The 19547-nt window shown below is 42.8% G+C and carries 13 protein-coding genes; 10 read left to right on the top strand and 3 right to left on the bottom strand.

Annotated elements, in window-relative coordinates; translation table 11 throughout:
• The first annotated feature begins 15 nt into the window (after window positions 1-15).
• The 6 genes from BN2762_RS06695 (at window position 16) to BN2762_RS06670 (ending at window position 12220) form a co-directional block, all read left to right on the top strand.
• Window positions 16-1605 (top strand): hypothetical protein, encoded by a 1590-nt coding sequence (locus BN2762_RS06695; RefSeq protein ID WP_055106243.1) that lies wholly within the window; start codon window positions 16-18, stop codon window positions 1603-1605.
• Entirely contained in the window at window positions 1598-6688 is a 5091-nt protein-coding gene (locus BN2762_RS06690) for an FtsK/SpoIIIE domain-containing protein (RefSeq protein ID WP_055106242.1), read from the top strand. The genes BN2762_RS06695 and BN2762_RS06690 overlap by 8 nt, the downstream gene beginning before the upstream one ends.
• A gap of 31 nt (window positions 6689-6719) precedes the next feature.
• A complete protein-coding gene (locus BN2762_RS06685) occupies window positions 6720-7595 on the top strand; it encodes a DUF4007 family protein (protein WP_055106241.1) in 876 nt (291 codons plus the stop codon).
• Window positions 7595-10933, top strand: coding sequence for a hypothetical protein (locus BN2762_RS06680; protein WP_055106240.1), 3339 nt, complete (start codon window positions 7595-7597; stop codon window positions 10931-10933). Before BN2762_RS06685 ends, BN2762_RS06680 begins: the two co-directional genes overlap by 1 nt.
• Window positions 10934-10967: 34 nt before the next feature.
• Window positions 10968-11765, top strand: a complete 798-nt coding sequence (locus BN2762_RS06675; RefSeq protein ID WP_055106239.1) for a phosphoadenosine phosphosulfate reductase domain-containing protein — start codon at window positions 10968-10970, stop codon at window positions 11763-11765.
• Window positions 11766-11845: 80 nt separating this feature from the next.
• Entirely contained in the window at window positions 11846-12220 is a 375-nt protein-coding gene (locus tag BN2762_RS06670; protein WP_055106238.1) for a hypothetical protein, read from the top strand.
• Window positions 12221-12877: 657 nt separating this feature from the next.
• Here BN2762_RS06670 and BN2762_RS06665 read toward each other — a convergent pair.
• The 3 genes from BN2762_RS06665 to BN2762_RS06655 all read right to left on the bottom strand — a co-directional run bounded on the left by BN2762_RS06665 (window position 12878) and on the right by BN2762_RS06655 (window position 15238).
• A complete protein-coding gene (locus BN2762_RS06665) occupies window positions 12878-13549 on the bottom strand; it encodes a GNAT family N-acetyltransferase (protein WP_055106237.1) in 672 nt (223 codons plus the stop codon).
• A 65-nt stretch (window positions 13550-13614) separates the two neighbouring features.
• Window positions 13615-14289: a GNAT family N-acetyltransferase gene (locus BN2762_RS06660; RefSeq protein WP_055106236.1), complete on the bottom strand. Its 675-nt coding sequence runs from the start codon at window positions 14287-14289 to the stop codon at window positions 13615-13617.
• A gap of 91 nt (window positions 14290-14380) precedes the next feature.
• Window positions 14381-15238 carry a carbon-nitrogen hydrolase family protein gene (locus BN2762_RS06655; RefSeq protein ID WP_055106235.1) on the bottom strand — a complete coding sequence of 286 codons (858 nt, stop codon included), beginning with the start codon at window positions 15236-15238 and terminating at the stop codon, window positions 14381-14383.
• 233 nt (window positions 15239-15471) lie between these two features.
• Between BN2762_RS06655 and BN2762_RS06650 the strand changes: the two genes are divergently transcribed.
• The 4 genes from BN2762_RS06650 to BN2762_RS06635 all read left to right on the top strand — a co-directional run bounded on the left by BN2762_RS06650 (window position 15472) and on the right by BN2762_RS06635 (window position 19486).
• Window positions 15472-16485, top strand: coding sequence for a LacI family DNA-binding transcriptional regulator (locus BN2762_RS06650; protein WP_055106234.1), 1014 nt, complete (start codon window positions 15472-15474; stop codon window positions 16483-16485).
• A gap of 107 nt (window positions 16486-16592) precedes the next feature.
• Window positions 16593-17495 (top strand): pseudouridine-5'-phosphate glycosidase, encoded by a 903-nt coding sequence (locus BN2762_RS06645; protein ID WP_055106233.1) that lies wholly within the window; start codon window positions 16593-16595, stop codon window positions 17493-17495.
• Window positions 17492-18367 (top strand): carbohydrate kinase family protein, encoded by an 876-nt coding sequence (locus BN2762_RS06640; protein WP_055106232.1) that lies wholly within the window; start codon window positions 17492-17494, stop codon window positions 18365-18367. Before BN2762_RS06645 ends, BN2762_RS06640 begins: the two co-directional genes overlap by 4 nt.
• Window positions 18368-18397: 30 nt before the next feature.
• Window positions 18398-19486 (top strand): BMP family lipoprotein, encoded by a 1089-nt coding sequence (locus tag BN2762_RS06635; protein ID WP_055106231.1) that lies wholly within the window; start codon window positions 18398-18400, stop codon window positions 19484-19486.
• The last annotated feature ends 61 nt before the right edge of the window (window positions 19487-19547 follow it).

The raw sequence follows: 19547 nt of genomic DNA, 5'->3' as shown, positions 1-19547 counted from the left end.
GGGTACTGCTAAATAATGAAAACAGTAGCGGAAAACAGTTTAGATAAATTTACGTCTCAGCTATCTGCTCGCATATGGGGACACCGATTTAAGGATGGACAGCGGGGCCCGGAGTATGTGTTAGAGTTTCTTAATGTATTGTATGGCACTAACTACAGTTTCAGTGATGATTGTTATCAACGTAAGAGGTCAGTTGGGCTTCGAAAATTTATTTTTGAAGGCGTGAAAGAAGGATCAGGTTCGCGAGATATTTTGGTTCTCAAGGAGCAGGAGAAAGAAAAGTTATTTAAGGCTATTCATGAAAATGATGTACATGTGTTAAAACAGTTTCTCCGAAATTTAGAGGTTGTTCTATATAATACAACAGGAAAAGAAGCGGATCGATCCTGGTTTGCACGGTCGTTGTATCCATTACATGAATCGTTGCTATATGTTGAATTACGTAAAAAAGGAAAAGACTTGTCATTTGAACGAAATTTTTATGCCCGAGGCGGTGAACTTTACTTCCTCATGCTGGCGTACGGGACAGAAAAACATGAGGAGCGACGTAGCTTTATCGAGAAGAGGTTCAGACAACTATTGACGAAAAATAAAATTATCGAAAAAGTTGTTGACAAAATTACGTCAGCCTTTGACGAGGAGGAAGAGTCCTTGGATCGTGCGCGTTTGCGATCTACTTCTAGTGAAGAAAATGTTCCGCTATTGCCATCTTCAGCTCCTCTAGAAAACGAGCGGTTATTTGAAAGCTTTGCGATAGAACTAGAGTCTCTGCTCTCGATTGATCTTGATATTTACGAAATGTTTAATCTTTTGACCTCTTTAGTATGTTTTCAATTGGCACGTTATATGCATGAGAGGGCTCATATCCAATCCAGTAACCATTATTATTTCATAGATTGTTTAGATGGGAGTAATAAACCGATTTTTCAATTATCATCTATTAGCTTTGAGCAGCACGAAAATCTGATAAAGGCAAAGTTTGAACATGAATTCGAGTTGAAAATGAAAAATGTATTCGGTAGTGAAGAAGAAATTGAGCAGCAGTTACCTTTATGGAAGGCAGATCCTGATGAATTTATCAGTAAGATGGGACTAGGGCAAATGCGCAGCCGAAAGCAAATCATTATTTCAACGCTGTCCCGGTGTAGCAGTGCATCTGATGTAACAGGAAGATTGAAGAGAATGATTCGCGAGGCTGTTTCTGATCAGTTAAAAAAGCATCAATTAAACATTACTCGTGTTATTTCAAGGGACGGGGGGTTTGCGACTTATCGCCGTGGCTCTGCTTCTAATTATAGATATACGATTTCGGATGCCTTTTTGCAAATGCTCGTGTTCACTAAAGTTAAGCCACAAGAAAAGATGGAGTATCATAATTTTTTGGAGTCAATTTACGAGGACTATGGCATTGTTATTGGGGAAAGCCAAGCAAAAAATTCAGGTGTGTATGATCAATCAAGACTTAATATCCGTTATTTTAACGACAACGAAAAGGCGTTACGCGACAAGCTACGTCATAACGGATTGCTTATCGAATTTTCAGATGCTACGGCCATGGTTCAAAATCCTTATGTTTCTAGCACGATGGAGGTAAGCTATGTATAGTTCTGCACGACAGTTGCTGGGTCAGTGGGTTGTTAGGCTAGTTATACATTATTTTGAGGATCAAAAAAAGATCCACAGCGATAAATTGTTTATAAAAATTGCAGGAATTGACGATTCGGCCTGGAGTGAAGTACTACAAGCGTTTAGGGAAGCAGAAGATCGCCTATCAATTTATTACAAGCCTATTATTAGAACTTTGAACAAAGTTCAGGAATTCGAGACTTATGAGTGCCAGCAACACGAGACGAGCACTTGGCTCCGGAATAATACGTCTTCCGGCAGTGCACTTCTTATTTTTATGAATGATTTGTCTCCAGAAGCTCAAAGTTTAGAGAATATATTTACTATTGATGAGGCTAGGCTATTAAGCCCACAAGGTCTTGAAGTATTGTATCAGTTTTTTGCGGATATCTATAAATGTATTGGTGATGAGTTGAAGGCGCTTATGCAGTTCTTAAGCATGTATAGTCGAATTGCTGAACCGCAACTGCGTAACGTACTTGCCTTCCTAGCTTCAGTTACCCAGGATTCTCAGATATCGATGATAGATAAGATTCAGCAAAATATGGATCAACTGTTGTTATTTCGCGATAGTAAGCTATCGTTTCGTACTTCAGAAGGATTCATGAGATTAAAGCGAAATTACCAACTATCTAGATTGGAGAGGGAAGGAAAGACGGTTAAAAAAGACGATTTGATTGATAATTTGTATTCTTTTATTGAAAAATCGACTGCACCGCAGGAGGAACATGAGCTTTGGGAGAAGGTTCATCCTGACACTTTCCGACAACAGGCTTTGGCTTTTATTCATAATCAATCGGATGAATTACTACAATATGAGTTTGATATTATTTCAACTGCATTATTCTTTAAAGTAAAAAAGCAGAAGATTAATGAAAAAATTAATGATTTTAAATCATTGCTGGAAGTTCAAGAAAACTGGAAGCCGGAAAAGGACCATATCATAACGGAAACATTAGAGGCTATAGATGATAATCGTAATCCGGATAAAATTCAAGAATTTATTGACGAATTTTCGGATGATTTGCATGAACACCCAACGTTGAAGAAAGATCTAGAACGTATTATTGCCCGACAACGTCAACTTGCGGAATATATGGAACTAAGCGACGCTTTACTGCAGGAGTCGATACAACTCCTGGAAGAATTCTCATCGGAACAAGAAGGGAGGGGGCTAGACGAAGTAGTATTTGTGCTTCGCTTGAACTCTTCCGTTCATGAATCTGTTCAGGAGGCACTAAAGTTTCATCTCCTTCAACTGGACAAACTGACAGGGTATATAAGGTTTGACGAATCCTCACTGGAGTATTCTAACATTCAAGAAAAGGGGCATGATCAATCCTTTAAATTACAATTACTTGTTAAAGATCAGGTAGTTTCAGAAAGTCGTTTTATACTGAGTAAAGCTTTTATGGGGGCTCTTTCAGGTATGATTGAGCAGTTACAAGATATAGGACAAATACCTTACGTTCGTGAGTATTATGGTTCCGATATGAAGTTGGTCGATGTGGCACAGATGGTGAAAGATCGCGTTAGTGGTTACGTGGCGACGGGCTATTCTAATGTTGAGAGCTCAGCTACTTGTATCTATGAGTTTGTTGATTGGTTTACTCTCGAGACTAAGAAAGGCTTGAAATTAGGACTAAGTAGCATGAACTTCAAAGAATTAGAGAACAAACTTGAAATACTCCTAAGTCAAATACACCAATCTGCGCTCATTTCGAAACACGTATTGCAATATATAAACTGTTTGGGAGTTATCGATCGTTACGATTGCAAAATTAGTGATCCAGTTGGTCATGTACAAACACGCGTATTGACCCTGTTTAATCCTCTACGGCTGCTGAGCTATTCAAAGCGTCTATTACGTATTCGCGATGAATTGGACAACTGGATAAAGCAGCAGGCAGCTCCTGCATCTATTGACGAAATGAAAGCTTATTTACAGCAGAAACAAGAGGAAACTGCTCATTTGTTTCCGCGTTATTTTGTTATTGAAGGGGTTCAAGATCAATTTCTAATTGAACAACATGAGCAAATGGGTGAAGGGGTATTTGCGTTAAACGGTAAGAATAGCGGAGAAGAGACACTCGTTAAAACATTTGGCGAAGAATTTCTTAACACGGTTAAGACTTATCTAGATGTGTATCCTTATGCTCGTGATTGCCTAGATATTGTATTCTTGTATTGTCCACATGCGGAATATGTCACGAATGCTATTGATCGGATATTCAAACATAACTTGAATGTCCGTAAAGTAAAAGCAATTGTTCATTGTGAGACAAATGGTGCATCTGTGCATGAATATTTAAATGACTGGATGAATCAGGAGGAACAACATTCCGAACGTTACAATAGTTTCCCAAGAGTTGAAATTCAAGTTATTGCTGAAAACTCTATTAACGCGATGATGCAAAGCGTATCTCAGTATTTGCTTGATGCAGATATCGGAGTACTAATTAACTATTTCGGCCAGACATCTCATATTCAGTATAAGCTTGAAAAAGTACATGTGAAGGAGTCTGATAACTGGTTTGATACAATTTACAAGGAACCGCTCAAGAAGGATGATGCAGTGAAGCGGGTTAGTCTCGTCAGCGAGAAAATGCCGAAAGTTATGCAGCATTTCTATCAAATGCAGTATATCTTGCATAACAACGAGATTGTTTCACTCGATGAACATTATTTACTTCGTAATGTGATTTCGATTACGAAGCTGTCTGATACCGAATTAATCAACTACATGCATGATCAATTTAATTGGTCTTTTTTTATCGATCGGTACTTAGATAAATCCCTTTTAAGACAGGTTTCTTCTAAAGCCCAGATAATTAAATATAAATCAAAAGCAGGAAACAACAAGGATTTCAGAACGATATTATCTTCATCAAAGTATATTCGGAAACTCGCAAACGAGCTTGCTGACCATGAATACTATGATCGACTACATCAGAAGTACACTCAGTTGCTAAAGAATGACCATATCGATCCACAAATTATCGTGCAAGCCACAGAGCGAGTAAAGGAAATATCGGGTGCTGTTGTGCTTAGAGCAATAGGTCCTGGCAAGTTTGCTCATGAAATGATGGCGATCTACTTATCGACGCAGGCTAGAGCAGTAACAGAAGGAGAATTGGAGGTGTGGTCTGTTTGTGACGAGTTACCTTGGTTTCAAGGTTCAGTACGGAGGCCCGATCTCGTTCGTACAGTAATTAAGCGTTATGGAGATCGCTTTAACATCCATTTTGAGTTGATAGAGCTAAAGTTCACTTCGCATACGATTTTTGAAAAAGAAAGGTATGATGCCATAAAACAAGTTAAGGCGGGTCTTGGGTTATACCATAACCGCTTTTTATTTAATGAACATATGGCAAGTGCATCGTTGTGGCTAAAAGAGTTGATTTACTATCTATTGGAGTATGGCACATATTCTGTTGAACATGCATTGCTTTTGAAGGAACTACAATCAACATCAATTGATTGCATTGATGTGGAGCTTTCCGGTTCAATCGATTCGTTTGTTTATACGTCTAATTTGCTAGAACTTAGCATTATGGAAGGACATAACAACGGCTATCAAATGGAACGGCTTCATAACGAGTACACAAATCATATTTATAATCGATCTTACATTTTGAGGGCACTAGGTGCTTCTCAAGAAGAAGCCACGCCTTCCTATGAGATACTAGAGGAGCTGCCTGCATTTTTTACGAGTAAGTTGGGACCTGAAGAACTTGGAGAAATAACATTGTTAAATAAGGAAAATAAATTAGAAAGTTCCCCGAGCAGAGAAGTGGGCCAAGTTGGTTCATTCCCAGCTAAAAGCCCGGAAGAGGTAGTAACAAATGAATTTGGGGAGAGTAAGAATCAAGCTGCTGCTTCAATTGAATCGACAGTAAGTCTGAATACAACAAAAACATATCCAGAAATTGAAGCCCTTGCTGCTGAAGTGAAAGAGAAATCACTTGGCGTAGAAGATATGCTGCCGCTAGTTGAGGGCTACCAAAAGAAACTACGTTATAACTTTAACCAGATTGGAATTCCAATAAAGATTGTCGAGTCGTTTATAGGTGTAAGCGTAATTCGCCTTGTCTTGGAAATTCCGGTGGACAAGTCATATAGCAGTATTGAAAACAAAGCCAGAGATATTTGTCTGTGGCTGCAACTACCATCTATTCCTCTTATCGCTCTGCGTAAAGGTAGGATTAATATCGACATTAATAGGGAAGAGCCAGAAACAGTTTATTTCGAAGACTTCATGGAGCTTGCGAGGACACAGTTTCCGAAAGAAAGGCTGAAGGGCAAACTCATTGCACCGATAGGTGTTGGGCAGCTGCGTGAGTTGATCGCATTAGATTTCTCTAGTTCTAATACGCCTCATCTTTTGATCGGAGGAACAACAGGAAGTGGTAAGAGTGTGACGATTAATTCGATTATTCTGGCCATGATGTGTCTCTATGATCCATCAGAGGTGCAATTCCTGTTCATCGATCCAAAGAAGGTTGAGTTTATGAATTATGAAAACCGTACTCATACTAAACAGGTCATTACTGAAATTGAAGAAGCGATAATCGTATTAGAACAATTGGTAGAGGAAATGGAGCAGCGCTATTCATTATTTGCACGTGAAAGTGTAATGAGCATCGACGAATACGTAGAATTAACTGGCTCACCACTACCACGGCTCATTGTCGTATTTGATGAATTTGCTGATTTCATGGAGCGGGAGAAAAGCTTGAGCGGAAGAGTAGAGAATGCCATTTTGAGGCTAGGAGCAAAGGCGAGGGCTGCTGGAATTCATTTGCTTATTTGCACACAGAATCCAAAGGCAGATATCGTGCCAACAAATATCCGCAACAACCTGCCGGCTCGACTGGCTTTGAAGGCTGCAGACCACCATGCTTCAAAAATTATTATTAATGAGGAAGGCGCCGAAAAGCTTGGGGGTAAAGGGGATTTCTTAATAAAGCTAGATATGCCAGAAATCGTTAGGGCAAAAAGTCCCTTCCTAATGCCTCGTGTTAAACGTGCACTTCTAAAGTATTTCGAGAAGAACGAATAGCTGCAAATCATTGAAAGGATGAACTCGCGACATGAAATTCGGACATCATCAAAGTTTTTACTTGCGGGTGAATTGGCTATCCAAAGCTATGAAAATGACACAAAACGATTCAAGGTTTTTCTTTGACGAATTCGCCTTCGAAAAAATCGGGTTGGGTAAAAACATGGTCAAGTCACTTAGATACTGGGTTGTGGCTACAAACGTAATGGAGGAAAGTAAAAACGAACAACATCAACCGGCTCATCGTTTGACGCCGTTCGGTCGGCTGTTATCGTACTATGATCGTTTCACCCGTATTCCTCTAACGGCTGCTGTGCTCCATGTTAATCTGGCATCTAACAAAGAATTCGCTCCAACATGGTATTGGTATTTTAACGAGTTCAATCAGCGTGCTGTTTCTAATGAGGATTTGCTTGCTGCTTTGAATGATTGGGTTTCGATTCATCATAATCGACGTGTTTCTATTCACACTCTTAAGAGGGATATAGATTGTTTAAAGCAAATGTATACTGCTCGAGTTCGAAACGATGATGATCCCGAAGACATTGTAGCTAGCCCCTTATCAGGGTTGGAATTACTTTATGAATCAAGAGACCAGTTCATTAAAAGTGCCCCTGTCTCGTTTCAGCTTGACCTGGATGCGTTGTATTTTACGCTGCTTCGTTACTGTGAGCTTTATCAAGTTAATAGCGTAACCTTGGAGGAAGTCCTAGTCAAGCCGTTACTCTGGGGTAAATTGTTTCATTTGTCGGCTAATCAAATTCTAGATATAATGCAAATGCTTGAAGCCAGTTCAAGTTATACTGTAAATCTTGTTAGAACAAATCAACTTAACATTCTAAACATAGATCCACAAGATCCATACGCCTTCTTGGAAAAGGCTTATGAACGGAAGGCGGGTTTTTGATGCAAAGATATCGTTCTAGCATTCATATGCAATTTGATTTTCCTGATCCTCACTTACTGGAGCGGTATGTCCTGACTCCCTCCCATTGCAAGGTGTTGAACGGGATATTAGAAGGTGTGAGCGGAAAAGGAGATAAGCGTACTCATTTATTGATTGGACCTTATGGAACGGGAAAATCACTTATATCTACGATACTATGTCAATTACTGTCCCGCCAATTTCCAAAAGAATGGAGTATACGTTTATTTAAACAAGCCGAGCTAATTGATGCGCAGTTAGCGTCTATGCTCCGCCTAGCGGACGATGGACAGTTTACCTATATTCCAGTTTTAGTTAACGGGAAGACGGGTAGCTTGTCCAAAATCATAATAGAAGCAGTATACCGTGCGCTCTATCAAGCCAATATTCATATTGTTACACCGAATGAAGCTACGGTGATTTTAAGTACAGTTGAACGTTGGAAACAATCATATCCCGAAGCATATGATGCATTCCTTCGATATTTAGAAGAGAGGCTGATAGGAGAAAAGGAATGGCAAAAACAGATCAGAGAGTGCAATGAAGATTTGACTAAGGAGTTTATAGCTTTTTATCCAAGTGTTACTGCCGGTACAAAATGGTTTTATGATCATGATACTTACTTTATCGAGGATTTGGAGTCGTTGTCCAACGAACTAGAAATGAAGCGAATAGGTTTGTTCATTGTTTACGATGAATTCGGACGCTTTCTACAAACACTTGATAACTCAGAATCCTTTAAAAATATGCAGGATTTGCAATCTCTTGCGGAATTTATAGATCGAACTAATAACATGCATTTACTGCTAATTAGCCATAAGCATATCCGGCAATACGCCTCTAATGATCAAGAATCCATAAGACTGGAATTTGAAAAGATTGAGGGAAGATTCCGCCATTTTACACTTGAAAACGATGCTGGAACCTATTTGCAACTTGCGCAAGAAGCTATACGTGACATTAACGAGACTAGTTTAGAACATGAACCCGAGCTCGAAACAGCTCACTCGTTAAGAAAATTCCCATTGTTCAACGAGTTTACATCAAATCAGCTTGAGCAAGGTGTATTGACATCGCTGTATCCTGTTCACCCGGTAGCGGTAATGTTGTTACCACAGCTTTCAAATATATATGGTCAGAACGAAAGGACCCTATTCTCTTTTTTATCTGATCACGAGCGAGATAGCTTACGTGAACATATACAACAACATACAGGTTATTACTATGCTGATCGATTGTTCCGATTTTTCCAACTAGATGCGGCAGAGGTCAAGGAACAATCTGCTCTGGATTTATACCATGCTATCGTACCTTATGTTGATAATCAGCGTACCTTGCAGAATCGTATCATTGAGCTTTTAACTATGTGGTCAGAGACAAGAATGACCCAAAAACAACCTGTTACGATACCGTTTCTTGCATTTGCTTTAGGTGTTGAGGAGGAAGATGCTGAAAACGAGCTTAAACAATTGGCTGATGCAAAGATCGTTAGGTATAACAGCATAAGAGGACAATGGGAGTTGTTTAACGGAAGTTCTATCAATATTGAAGAACTGATATCGGAGAAGATGGTCTCATCTTCTCTCAGGACACGCGAAATAATGGAAATTATGGACAAGCATTTACCAATGTCGTTCATCTTGCCCTATGACTATAACGACGAAATGGACATGATTCGATACGCTGACATTCGATTCGCAGACATTGGGGAGATGAGAGATTCTAACGATAAGGAATGGCCAGGAGATGATCGAATTTGGTTCTTAGCTTATGAAAATTTGGACCAAAAAGATGATCATAGTGCTGTCATGCAACAATTAAACAAGCCGTATTTAGCGGTATTTCCCACTCTTTCCACGAAAAAAGTGATCCCTTATTTACTGAAATATAAAATAACGGAACAGCTGTTGCATGATTCAGCGTTACTAGCGTTGGATTCTCGTTTGAAAAATGAGCTAACCTTCATACAAGAGGAAACAAGCCTAAAAATTCGGGCATTTGTAGATCGATATTTCGATTTTGCCAAGCATGAATGGTATTCTGGAACTAAGCGGGTAACTGTGACGAATATAAATGATCTGGAGAAATTAATTAGTAATCGACTTCTGCATAAATATCCTCATAGTCCGGTCATTCGTAATGAAGCGTTTAACAGAAATAGAATTTCTGCTGTCCAACGGCGAGCACTTATAGATGTTATAGATCGTCTAATTCACCAGCCATTGGAGCCTTCGCTTGGAATTACGGGTTACGGCCCGAATTATTTGATTTTCGCGACTGCATTGAAAAATAACGATTATCGAATTAATGAGAATGGAGTTATCTACTGCAATGAAACGCTTGAAGCTATCCGGCATGACTTAATTCATCAATTGCATCAGAAACCGATTGGAAAATTGTCAGAGCTTATTAGAATGATGCAGGAAGCACCTTATGGAATTCGTTCCTCGGTCATTCCACTTCTTTTAGTTGCATTATTACGGGATCTTTGGGACCAGCTTCTTTTTTATTCACATGAAATGATGGTATCTCACTTGAACGGCGCTTCTATTTTGGAAATGGTTGAGTTGGCTGATTTGTTCGAATATAGATATTATAGCTGGTCTGTTGATGAAAAAAATCGGCTACTAGAAGCGGGGAGACGCTTAAACCTTTCTGCCGAAGCATGTAATAGTTTCTTAAAAGCTTCGGAATCCTTATTACAGTGGTTACGCAGTTTACCGAAGTTTACGCAAATTACTCAGCAGTTCTCACAAGAAATTCTTTGGGTCCGTGATCGGATTCGATCTACTGAAGTGGATCCATACACCCATATGAAGCAACTTGTAGCGAACGTGGATTTACTAGTGTCCGCCAAAGAAGAAATGGAACTTTTTATGATGAGGAATGAGTCTGAATTAGAACGGAGAGTTTTAACTCTAACTGGGCAGCCTTCATTTGAAAAATTTTTTGAAGTCATATCAGGTAGTCGCGATGAAGCAATCGGAAGAAACAGCAAATTAATGACGTTATCGATGACGGAGCAGCTAACTGGCGTGATAGACAAGATCGCGGAGCATCTTATAGGAGTTGTCCGAGCTGATTGGGCAGATTCTACGGAAGAGCTTTTTTTGAGCCAAATTAAATATGAATGGGAATTGCTAATGGCTGATAAGGAAGTTGCTGTTTCTATGAAGCAGACATTAGATGTGAACCAACCGTTATCGAAAAAGTCACAAACGCTCTATGCCAACGTTAAGAACATGTTAAAGTATGCTGGGAGAGACGTATCAAAGCAAGAACTCAAACAGCTACTTGTGAAATTAATTCACGAATTGTAAATAAATATGTTGGATAAGAGAGGAGCAGTATTTGATGAAACGCAAACCGATTCATGTTGCTATGTATAGTGGTGGGGCTTCTTCCGCCTATGTCGCCCATCATATGGTGCAGACATATGGTAGAGAAAATAGCATTCTATTTTTTACAAATACGCTATGGGAGCATGAGGACAACTATCGTTTCATGCATGAAGTAGCTGACTATTTAGGGGTTGAAATTACGTATCGTACAGACGGCAGAACACCTGAACAAGTCTTTTACGATTACAGATTTATGGGCAACTCGCGACTTGCGAAATGTTCTGAAGAATTAAAAGTTAGACAAACAGTCATCTTTCTTGAAGAATTGAGAAGCGAACACGGGCTTGAGCCTATTTTGTATTTTGGTATTGGGAGACATGAACAGCATCGTGCAGAAAATTTAAAGGAGTTTTATGCACATGTTCCGCTTGAACCAGTAGAAACAAGGTTTCCACTAATATCCACATTTCGTGAGGAAATTGATGCTAAACGGATTATTGAAGAAAAGTGGGGTATTCGGCTCCCCGTTATGTATGAGCTTGGATTTTCACATGCCAACTGCGGAGGTCGATGTGTTAGGGGGGGCTTACAACATTATGCTCAATTGTATCGCATTTGGCCAGACGTGTATCGAGAGCAGGAAGAAATGGAGGAAGATTTCAGACGTCATTTTGATAAAAATGTTTCAATTTTGAAACGTAATGGGGGACCTTATACATTAAAGGAATATCGTGAGACATTGGAAAGGGAAGGCGTCGAGTCCTATCTTAGTCGGGAGGATGATACTGTTCCTTGTGTATGCACGATATAATTTTTATTTATTTAAACCTGGTTTAAAAATACATACTCTTCGCATAATGATTAGTAATACGATGGATAGGAAGGAAGTTTATGCGGAGAGTTGAGGACGGGCAAAAAGTGTTGATTGCATTTCATTTGCATAAACAATGTTTTTCGATCCGGCTTGCCTCAACTCGGAAGGTTGCAGGCTATACAGATCGAATCGTTGTCAGCGATGTTCGTTTTCCCGTGTCCCCTTCTGGAAGATTAAGAGTGCTGAGAGAAAGGAGGAAGAACGTTCACGCTTTTGTTCTAGGGAAGTATGAGCAGGAGATGCAGAATTTATCACGGTTGCATTTTAGAGAGGCGTACTATAACCCATATCAGGTATCCGGTTTTGTTGACCGGGAAACATTTAGATTAATTGAGTTTGCTGATTACGCAATATGTGAGAATAAAAGGGTTTATTATTTAGTGCTCCAATAAATGAGCAGTAATGCTTGAATCTTGAATAATGTATAGCTTATAGTAATTGGGGAATTTTGTCGGATTATTACTGTTCTACACCCGTAGATTTTGACAGGTTTACGCCCCCATTTTAGAAGTAAGTGCAGCATCTACGCAAATGCGGAGAGCTGCTTTTTTCATGAAATCCAGCGTATGTATTAGTTGTTCCCGGTCTTTAATAAGGTATCTAAACCGAATAACAATGAACAAACCTGATTTTAATAAAATGAGGAAGTAAGTACTTTTATATTAATGGTATAATGGGCTAACCTATACGTATACTTTACTATTTTCCAAAATAGATTTGAGCCTATGTACTGTATAAATAAGATTACTGAGATAGCAAACACAATTGACAAATAATATGGCATTCAAGTGTCTTGGTTAGTTTTTTACTAAGCATCATTTAGTTTATATAGGGGACTAACAAACTCGTGCCTACCTTACTTTTAACTGATTCAGCAAGGTAAATGCTGTATCCGCACAGGGTAATAATATAGACTCCAAGATAGAAAGATACGGACTTAGTGAGAGTCAAGAGTGTATAGCCCCTTCTTCATCGTATTATAAATACGAAGAGGAGGGGGCTATTTAACAGAGTATGAATCTTAAAAAGAGCGTGGATAGAAGCTTATCCTACAAAGGCAGCAAAGCTACCTCATCTAGACCTTCCAAACGCTCCACCATCGCATACCAGGATTGCGGCCGGTTCGGCAGCACGGCGTAGTAGCGCTTGAGGAAGCTGACGATCAGCTCGGCCGACAGCCGGTCCTGCTCGTCGTCGGTAGGCAGGAAGCACAGGTCGAGTCCCGTTACGGCCTCCCCGTCATTGTTCCAGGACGGATGAACGTATTCGAAATCAAGGCGCTTGTATCCAAGATGCGAGAGTACCTCGCGGCGAACGAACGGATCCATCGGCTTCACTCCGCCGAACTCATGCTCCTCCACCCGGTAAGGATCGTAGATTTCAGCGAACATGCCATGCAGTCTGACTCCATTGGCTGCGGCCAGCGCCTCCAAATCCTTGCTCCGCTGCTTCGCCAGGAAACGTCCAATCCCCAGCCCGGAACGGCCGATAATCGTAAAATCCGTCATGGCGACATTAAAATTCTCGTAATAGCGGTATTCCGTAGCGCCGACTACCTTGCCCTCATGCACAGCGACAAAGACCCGAATGCCCGGGTCCTCTAGCGGCTCCTTCCATAGGTCGAATTCGAGCACTTCCTCCGGCGGGAATACTTCCTGCATCAGTTCATGCATACTGCGGAACAGGGGATCTTCAATATTCGTAATACGATGATATTCCACTTGGGCAACCTCCTAATCGGCTTGTATATTCATTCTATAAATTTAAATGAGTTGATCTCTTTGCGCTAGCTATTTTTGAAAGGATTGCGCCATTCCATCAAAGCGCCATAATTGCAGGATTCCTCGTCTTCCAAATAATCAGAGACGACGCCGACCGGCGTTCGTCCGCAGCGCAGCATGAACGTGATAATGGGATCGCTCAGCTTGCCGCTGATGACGGCCTCGAGATATTCCTCGGCGGTCATCTGCCCGGTATGCAAATGATACCCGGGCATGCGCCCGCCGCCGAGCAGCCTGTCCAGCCCGAGCTGGACCACGACGTCGTACATGGACAGCATCAGCCATTTGCCGAGCCCCAGCTTGCGGTACGAGGGACGGACGCTGATGTCGGCAACGTACAGCGTGCCTCCGTCAGGATCGTGATTGCGGATATAGCCGCCGTCCGTCACCTCTTCCCAGGTATGGGCCTGGCCGGGGCCGACGCTCTCGTTCTTAACGAGCAGTCCCGTCATCGATCCGGCGATCTCCCCGCCGACCTCGATGCACAGCGCCCCTTCCGGGAACAGCCTTACGTGATTGCCGAGCTGCTCCGTATTCCACCACAGCTCCGGGGGGAAGGGCGGAGGGAAGCTCTCCTGCTGAACGGCGATCAAGCCCGGGAAGTCGCTCTGCCCATAATTGCGAATGACGGCCGGGACAGGGCGATTCCCGTCAAATACATACAGCTCTTTCCGATACATGAACAAGCCTCCTTCTGTCCAATGGCATACTGGGCCAGCCTGTTGCCTCTGCTAAGACAACAGCGGCAGCAGGCCGGCTCTTGGCAGACCGCTACCTCCAGTCCGTATAGAGATCGGTCCGGCGATCCCGCCACGTCGTGACCGAGCCGCTCTCCCGAACCTGATAGAGCAGCTCCAGATCCAGATCGGCGGTAACGATCATGTCATGGTTGATCTCGCCTTCGGCCAGCAGCCCGCGCGGAGGGAACGGAATGTCGTTCGGCGTAATGATCGCGGCCTGTCCGAAGTTGGCCCGCATGAAGTCGACCGTCGGCAGCGAGCCGACCGTTCCGGTCAGGACGACGTAGATCTGGTTCTCGATCGTTCGGGCATGGCTCGTATAACGGACGCGATGGAAGCCGTGGCGGTCGTCCGTGCACGAAGGACAGAAGATGACGTCAGCGCCTTTGGCTTTGGCCATCCGTACGATCTCCGGGAACTCGATGTCATAGCAGGTGAGCATAGCGATCGTTCCTTTATCCGTCTCAAATACCTGCAGTCCGTCGCCAGCGCTCATATTCCATTCCTTTACTTCCGTGGGGGTGATATGCAGCTTTGGCTGCTCCCCGATTTTGCCGTCCGGATAGAACAAATGCGCTGTATTGTACAGCTTGCCGGCTTTGCGGACGACATGGGTTCCCCCGATGATATGGGTGCCGCTCTCTTTAGCCAGCTCTGTGAAGAGCTTCAGATATTGCTCCGTAAAATCGGGGAGCTCGTCTATCGTGAGAGCCCGGCCCTGATCATTTCCGATCGACATTAATTGTGTGGTGAAAAATTCGGGAAACAGAATGAATTCAGCATCGTATTCCGCTGCCGTTCTAACATAATGCCGGCATTGCTCGGCAAACTCCTCGAACGAGCGGATCGTATGAAGGTGATATTGTACTGCGGATACCCTGATTTTCATTAGTACCTCCTTAATATACGAATGAATTGAAAGCACAGCTCCAAAGGATTGGATTGAACTTATTGTGCTAAAAAATGCATTTGACTGCAAGCACAGTAGTAATCTTATTGCCTGAGCTTTCAGAATAGCTTCTTTTATACAAAAATTAAAGTGCTTGACAGAGAGGTCCGTTGGAAGTAATCTAAGATCAAATAGAAATGCCAACGATGGCAAAGAATTATAGGAGTGTTCAGATGAACCGAGTAACGATTAAGGATGTGGCGCAAAAAAGCGGAATGTCTATTCGTACCGTTTCTCGAGTGATTAATAACGATCCGAATGTGAAGGATAAAACCCGAGCCAAGGTGCAAGCGGTCATTGAGGAGCTTGGCTTCAAGGTCAACCTGCTGGCTAGAAGCCTGAAAGAGATGAGGACCAATCAAATTGTAGTATTCATTGACCAAAGACGGGGAATGTATTGGGGAACATTTCATAATGAATTCCTTCATGAGCTCCACCGTGTGATGAAAAAGCAGGGATACCGGATGGTGATTTCACCATCGTCACCCGAAAGCTTTGAAGAGGATGAGAACGATGGGTTCTACCTCGTTAAGAATGGGATGTGCGACGGCGCCATCATGTTTGATCCCAATATCGGGGATAAGAGAATAACTTATTTGAAGGATATCTCCGTTCCATTTGTTGTTATTGGCAAGGATGTCAGCAGGTATGATACCTCGTATGTCGATGTGGACAATCAATATGTGGGATATGTCGGCGCCAAGACGATTCATTCCTACGGTTATCAGGATTTCGTTCTTCTTCTAGGAAGCGAAGGCTCTCCGATTAATCAGGATCGAGCCTCGGGCTTTCAACAATATTGTTTGGAGCAAGGGATCCAGAGCAGGTATATTTTTGGTTTATCGGATTTAGAGTCTGTTTACCAGCAAAGCTTGAGACAAATTCAATCAGAAGGCACCAAGGCCATTTTCGTATCTGGGGACGAGCGGGCCCTAGCCGTATATCGGGCAATATATGAGAGCGGATATAGAGTAGGAGAGGATATTGGAGTACTTGGCGTAGATGATATTCGGACCGGAGAATACATGTCTCCAGCGCTCAGTACCATTGGCCAGCCTAAACGAGACATCGCAGAGCTTGCACTCAACATGCTCATAGAGCAAATTCACTCGGAGGACCCGGCAGCCAAAAGAACCCTCGTAGCTCCGACGCTTATCCACAGAGCATCATTGGTAGAGCAAAAATAGGCTAAGGCCTATTTTTACAAAACGAATTGCCATCGATAGACAAAACACGGTATGAGGTGATGTAACCATCACTGAATATAAAACCACATCCAAGGAGGAACACCGAAATGGAATTTCTGAAACTCAATGAAGAAGTCAAAACTGCGCTGGCGGAAGGCAAACCGATTGTCGCCCTGGAATCTACGATCATTTCTCATGGCATGCCGTACCCTGACAACGTGAAGATGGCATTAGAGGTAGAGCAGTTGATTCGCGAAGAAGGAGCAGTTCCTGCCACAATTGCGATTATGGATGGCAAAATATGTGTAGGTCTGTCAAAGGAAGAAATCGAACGATTAGGTACGGATAAAAACGTGTTCAAAGCAAGTATTCGCGATATTCCAAAAGTACTTGCACTCGGCATGGTTGGCGCAACCACAGTAGCTACAACAGCTTATGCTGCTGAATTGGCAGGCATTCGTTTCTTTGCGACAGGCGGGTTAGGCGGGGTTCACCGTGGCGTAAACGAAACCTATGACATTTCAGCTGACTTGCCAACGTTGGCAGATTTAAATATTTGTATCGTTAGCTCTGGTGTAAAGTCGATTCTCGATATCCCTAAATCGGTAGAATATTTGGAGACTTTTGGTGTAGCTGTATACGGCTTTGAGACAGACCGCTATCCTGGCTTCTATGTTCGGGATTCTGGACTGCCTGTGGAGAAGATTGAGAAGGAAGAGCTCGTCAAGCTGCTTAAAGTAAAAGAGGAGCTTCAATTGAAGGGGTCTGTATCCGTGACTGTTCCGATTCCTGTTGAAGCCGAGCTTAATCCGCAGCTAGTGGAATCCACCATTGCGAAGGCGCTTGAAGATGCAGGAGGACTTGGCATTAACGGCAAGGAAGTTACCCCGTTCCTTCTAACTCGAATCAAAGAGAGTACAGGCGGACAAAGCTTGCAGTCGAACATCAAATTGATGAAAAATAACGCTTTGACGGCAGCGCAAATCGCAGTTGCCTACCATCAGTCATGATTACGGTAATCGGTGACCTAGTATCGGATATTATCGTCCATCGGGACATGATGAATTACGGTACGGATACCGATGCATCCATTCGGCTGCACTGTGGAGGGCAAGGCAATAATGTTGCCGCCTGGATTGCGCACGAAGGTGTGGAATGCCAATTGATTGGCAGAGTGGGAGATGATCCTTTCGGGTTGCATCTCCTGGCTCGTGCCAGGAAATACGGGATTCGCTGCGAGGTGCAAGCAGATCCTCTCCATCCTACCGGTAAAATCATTGTCATGATCGATAACGATACAGGCGAACGTTCCATGATTGTTGACCGTGGCGCTAATTTGGAGCTAGGCAGTGAAGATATTGTTAATGTAGAGCAAAGCAAGCTGCTCTATTTATCCGGCTACAGCTTGTTTGCGGACAAGCCTAGACAAGCGATTACCCATGCCAAAGGAATTGCCCTGAGCCAAGGGATTCCAATCGCGCTGGATCCGAGTTCAACCTATAACTTAAGAGATCATAAAGAGGTTCTGTTTGATTTTCTGGACGGCATCACTTTCTTGTTTCCGAATCTTGAAGAGGGGATGTATCTGACTGGAGAAATTGAACCAACACGTATTCTAATGAAGCTTGCTGAACTTGTGCCGAACCCCATTTTGAAAATGGGTGAGGGGGGCTGCTTGTTTTTGGAGGGACAAACCATCGTTCATCTGAAGCCGCCGCAGGTCAAAGCCATTGATGTGACGGGAGCTGGAGATTCTTTTATTGGCAGTTTTCTAGCGAAATATTACAGAACTCAAGATATTCGAAAATCGGCTCAGAGAGCGATTGAAGTGTCATCGAAGGTAGTAACGCAGAACGGCTCGATGCCGCATTTACCTGAATAGGCATGAAGAAGATTGAGGGGGAAAATGGATATGAAAAAGAATACTTTCAGATTTCATGCGTTATTGTCGGTACTCCTTATTAGTGTATTGGTTCTGTCGGCTTGCGGAGGAGGGAACAGCGGCAATGCTAAAGGAAGCAGCTCAGGAGATAGTGGTGCTGATTCTAACGGCTCTAAGCAAATTGGCATGGTTACTGATGCAAGCGGTGTCAATGATAACTCCTTTAACCAGGGGGCATGGAGCGGATTACAGAAGCTTGGCGAGACAGAGAAAAACGTCAAGGTCAAGTATTTGGAGAGTAAGTCAAACGCCGATTATGAGACAAATGTAAATAACTTTGTAAAGCAGGGATGGGATTTAACCTATGGGATCGGCTTTCCGTTAGAGGAGGCGATTAAGAAGGTATCTGAGGCAAATCCTGACTCGAAATTTGCCATTATCGATTCTAACCTGGGCGGAGATATCCCCGCCAATGTAGTAGCTGTAACCTTCAGGGAAGAGCAGGGCAGTTTTCTAGTGGGTGTCATTGCGGGGCTGACGACCAAGACGAACAAGGTCGGATTTATTGGCGGCATGGACAGCGCCACCATTAACCGTTTTGAAATCGGTTTTAAAGCAGGAGTAAAGCTGTCTAACCCTGACGCAGAAATTGCAACCGCTTACGTAGGGTCGTTCGGAGCTCCGGATTTAGGCAAACAAAATGCAGCCACTATGTATGACCAGGGTGCCGATATTATTTTTCACGCTTCAGGCGGGACTGGAGACGGTTTGTTTAACGAAGCAATTGAGCGTAAAAAGGCAGGTCAAGAAGTGTGGGTAATCGGGGTGGACATGGATCAATCCCTGCGATTTGGCGAAGAAGTAACGCTGACCTCCATGATCAAGCGCGTAGACAACGCAGTCATACAGATCTCCAAGGATTTCTTGGAAGGTAGATTCCAGGGAGGCAAGGAGGTTCAGTACGGATTGAATGAGGGCGGCGTGTCGATAGCAGATACCTCCTCGGTCAATGTTTCCGCTGAGATCCTGGAGAAAGTCACTCAATTCCGTCAGGACATTATTGATGGCAAAATTGTTGTTCCTCGTACGCATGATGAGTTTTCCAAACAGTTTCCATGATCTGAACGGCGTCTAGCGTCCGGGGGAAGAGCAGCAGTGTCCTTCCTTCGGACAGTGGTCA

This window comes from Paenibacillus ihumii, from assembly GCF_001403875.1.
In the GTDB taxonomy this organism is placed as follows: domain Bacteria; phylum Bacillota; class Bacilli; order Paenibacillales; family Paenibacillaceae; genus Fontibacillus; species Fontibacillus ihumii.
The sequence above is the reverse complement of the archived record's forward strand: the minus strand, read 5'-3'. Positions and strand labels throughout refer to the sequence as shown.

Bases quoted from the DNA above. Each gene is read 5' to 3' on its own strand.
- BN2762_RS06695 (WP_055106243.1), top strand. From the start codon at position 16: ATGAAAACAGTAGCGGAAAACAGTTTAGATAAATTTACGTCTCAGCTA.
- BN2762_RS06690 (WP_055106242.1), top strand. From the start codon at position 1,598: ATGTATAGTTCTGCACGACAGTTGCTGGGTCAGTGGGTTGTTAGGCTA.
- BN2762_RS06685 (WP_055106241.1), top strand. From the start codon at position 6,720: ATGAAATTCGGACATCATCAAAGTTTTTACTTGCGGGTGAATTGGCTA.
- BN2762_RS06680 (WP_055106240.1), top strand. From the start codon at position 7,595: ATGCAAAGATATCGTTCTAGCATTCATATGCAATTTGATTTTCCTGAT.
- BN2762_RS06675 (WP_055106239.1), top strand. From the start codon at position 10,968: ATGAAACGCAAACCGATTCATGTTGCTATGTATAGTGGTGGGGCTTCT.
- BN2762_RS06670 (WP_055106238.1), top strand. From the start codon at position 11,846: ATGCGGAGAGTTGAGGACGGGCAAAAAGTGTTGATTGCATTTCATTTG.
- BN2762_RS06660 (WP_055106236.1), bottom strand. From the start codon at position 14,289: ATGTATCGGAAAGAGCTGTATGTATTTGACGGGAATCGCCCTGTCCCG.
- BN2762_RS06655 (WP_055106235.1), bottom strand. From the start codon at position 15,238: ATGAAAATCAGGGTATCCGCAGTACAATATCACCTTCATACGATCCGC.
- BN2762_RS06650 (WP_055106234.1), top strand. From the start codon at position 15,472: ATGAACCGAGTAACGATTAAGGATGTGGCGCAAAAAAGCGGAATGTCT.
- BN2762_RS06645 (WP_055106233.1), top strand. From the start codon at position 16,593: ATGGAATTTCTGAAACTCAATGAAGAAGTCAAAACTGCGCTGGCGGAA.
- BN2762_RS06640 (WP_055106232.1), top strand. From the start codon at position 17,492: ATGATTACGGTAATCGGTGACCTAGTATCGGATATTATCGTCCATCGG.
- BN2762_RS06635 (WP_055106231.1), top strand. From the start codon at position 18,398: ATGAAAAAGAATACTTTCAGATTTCATGCGTTATTGTCGGTACTCCTT.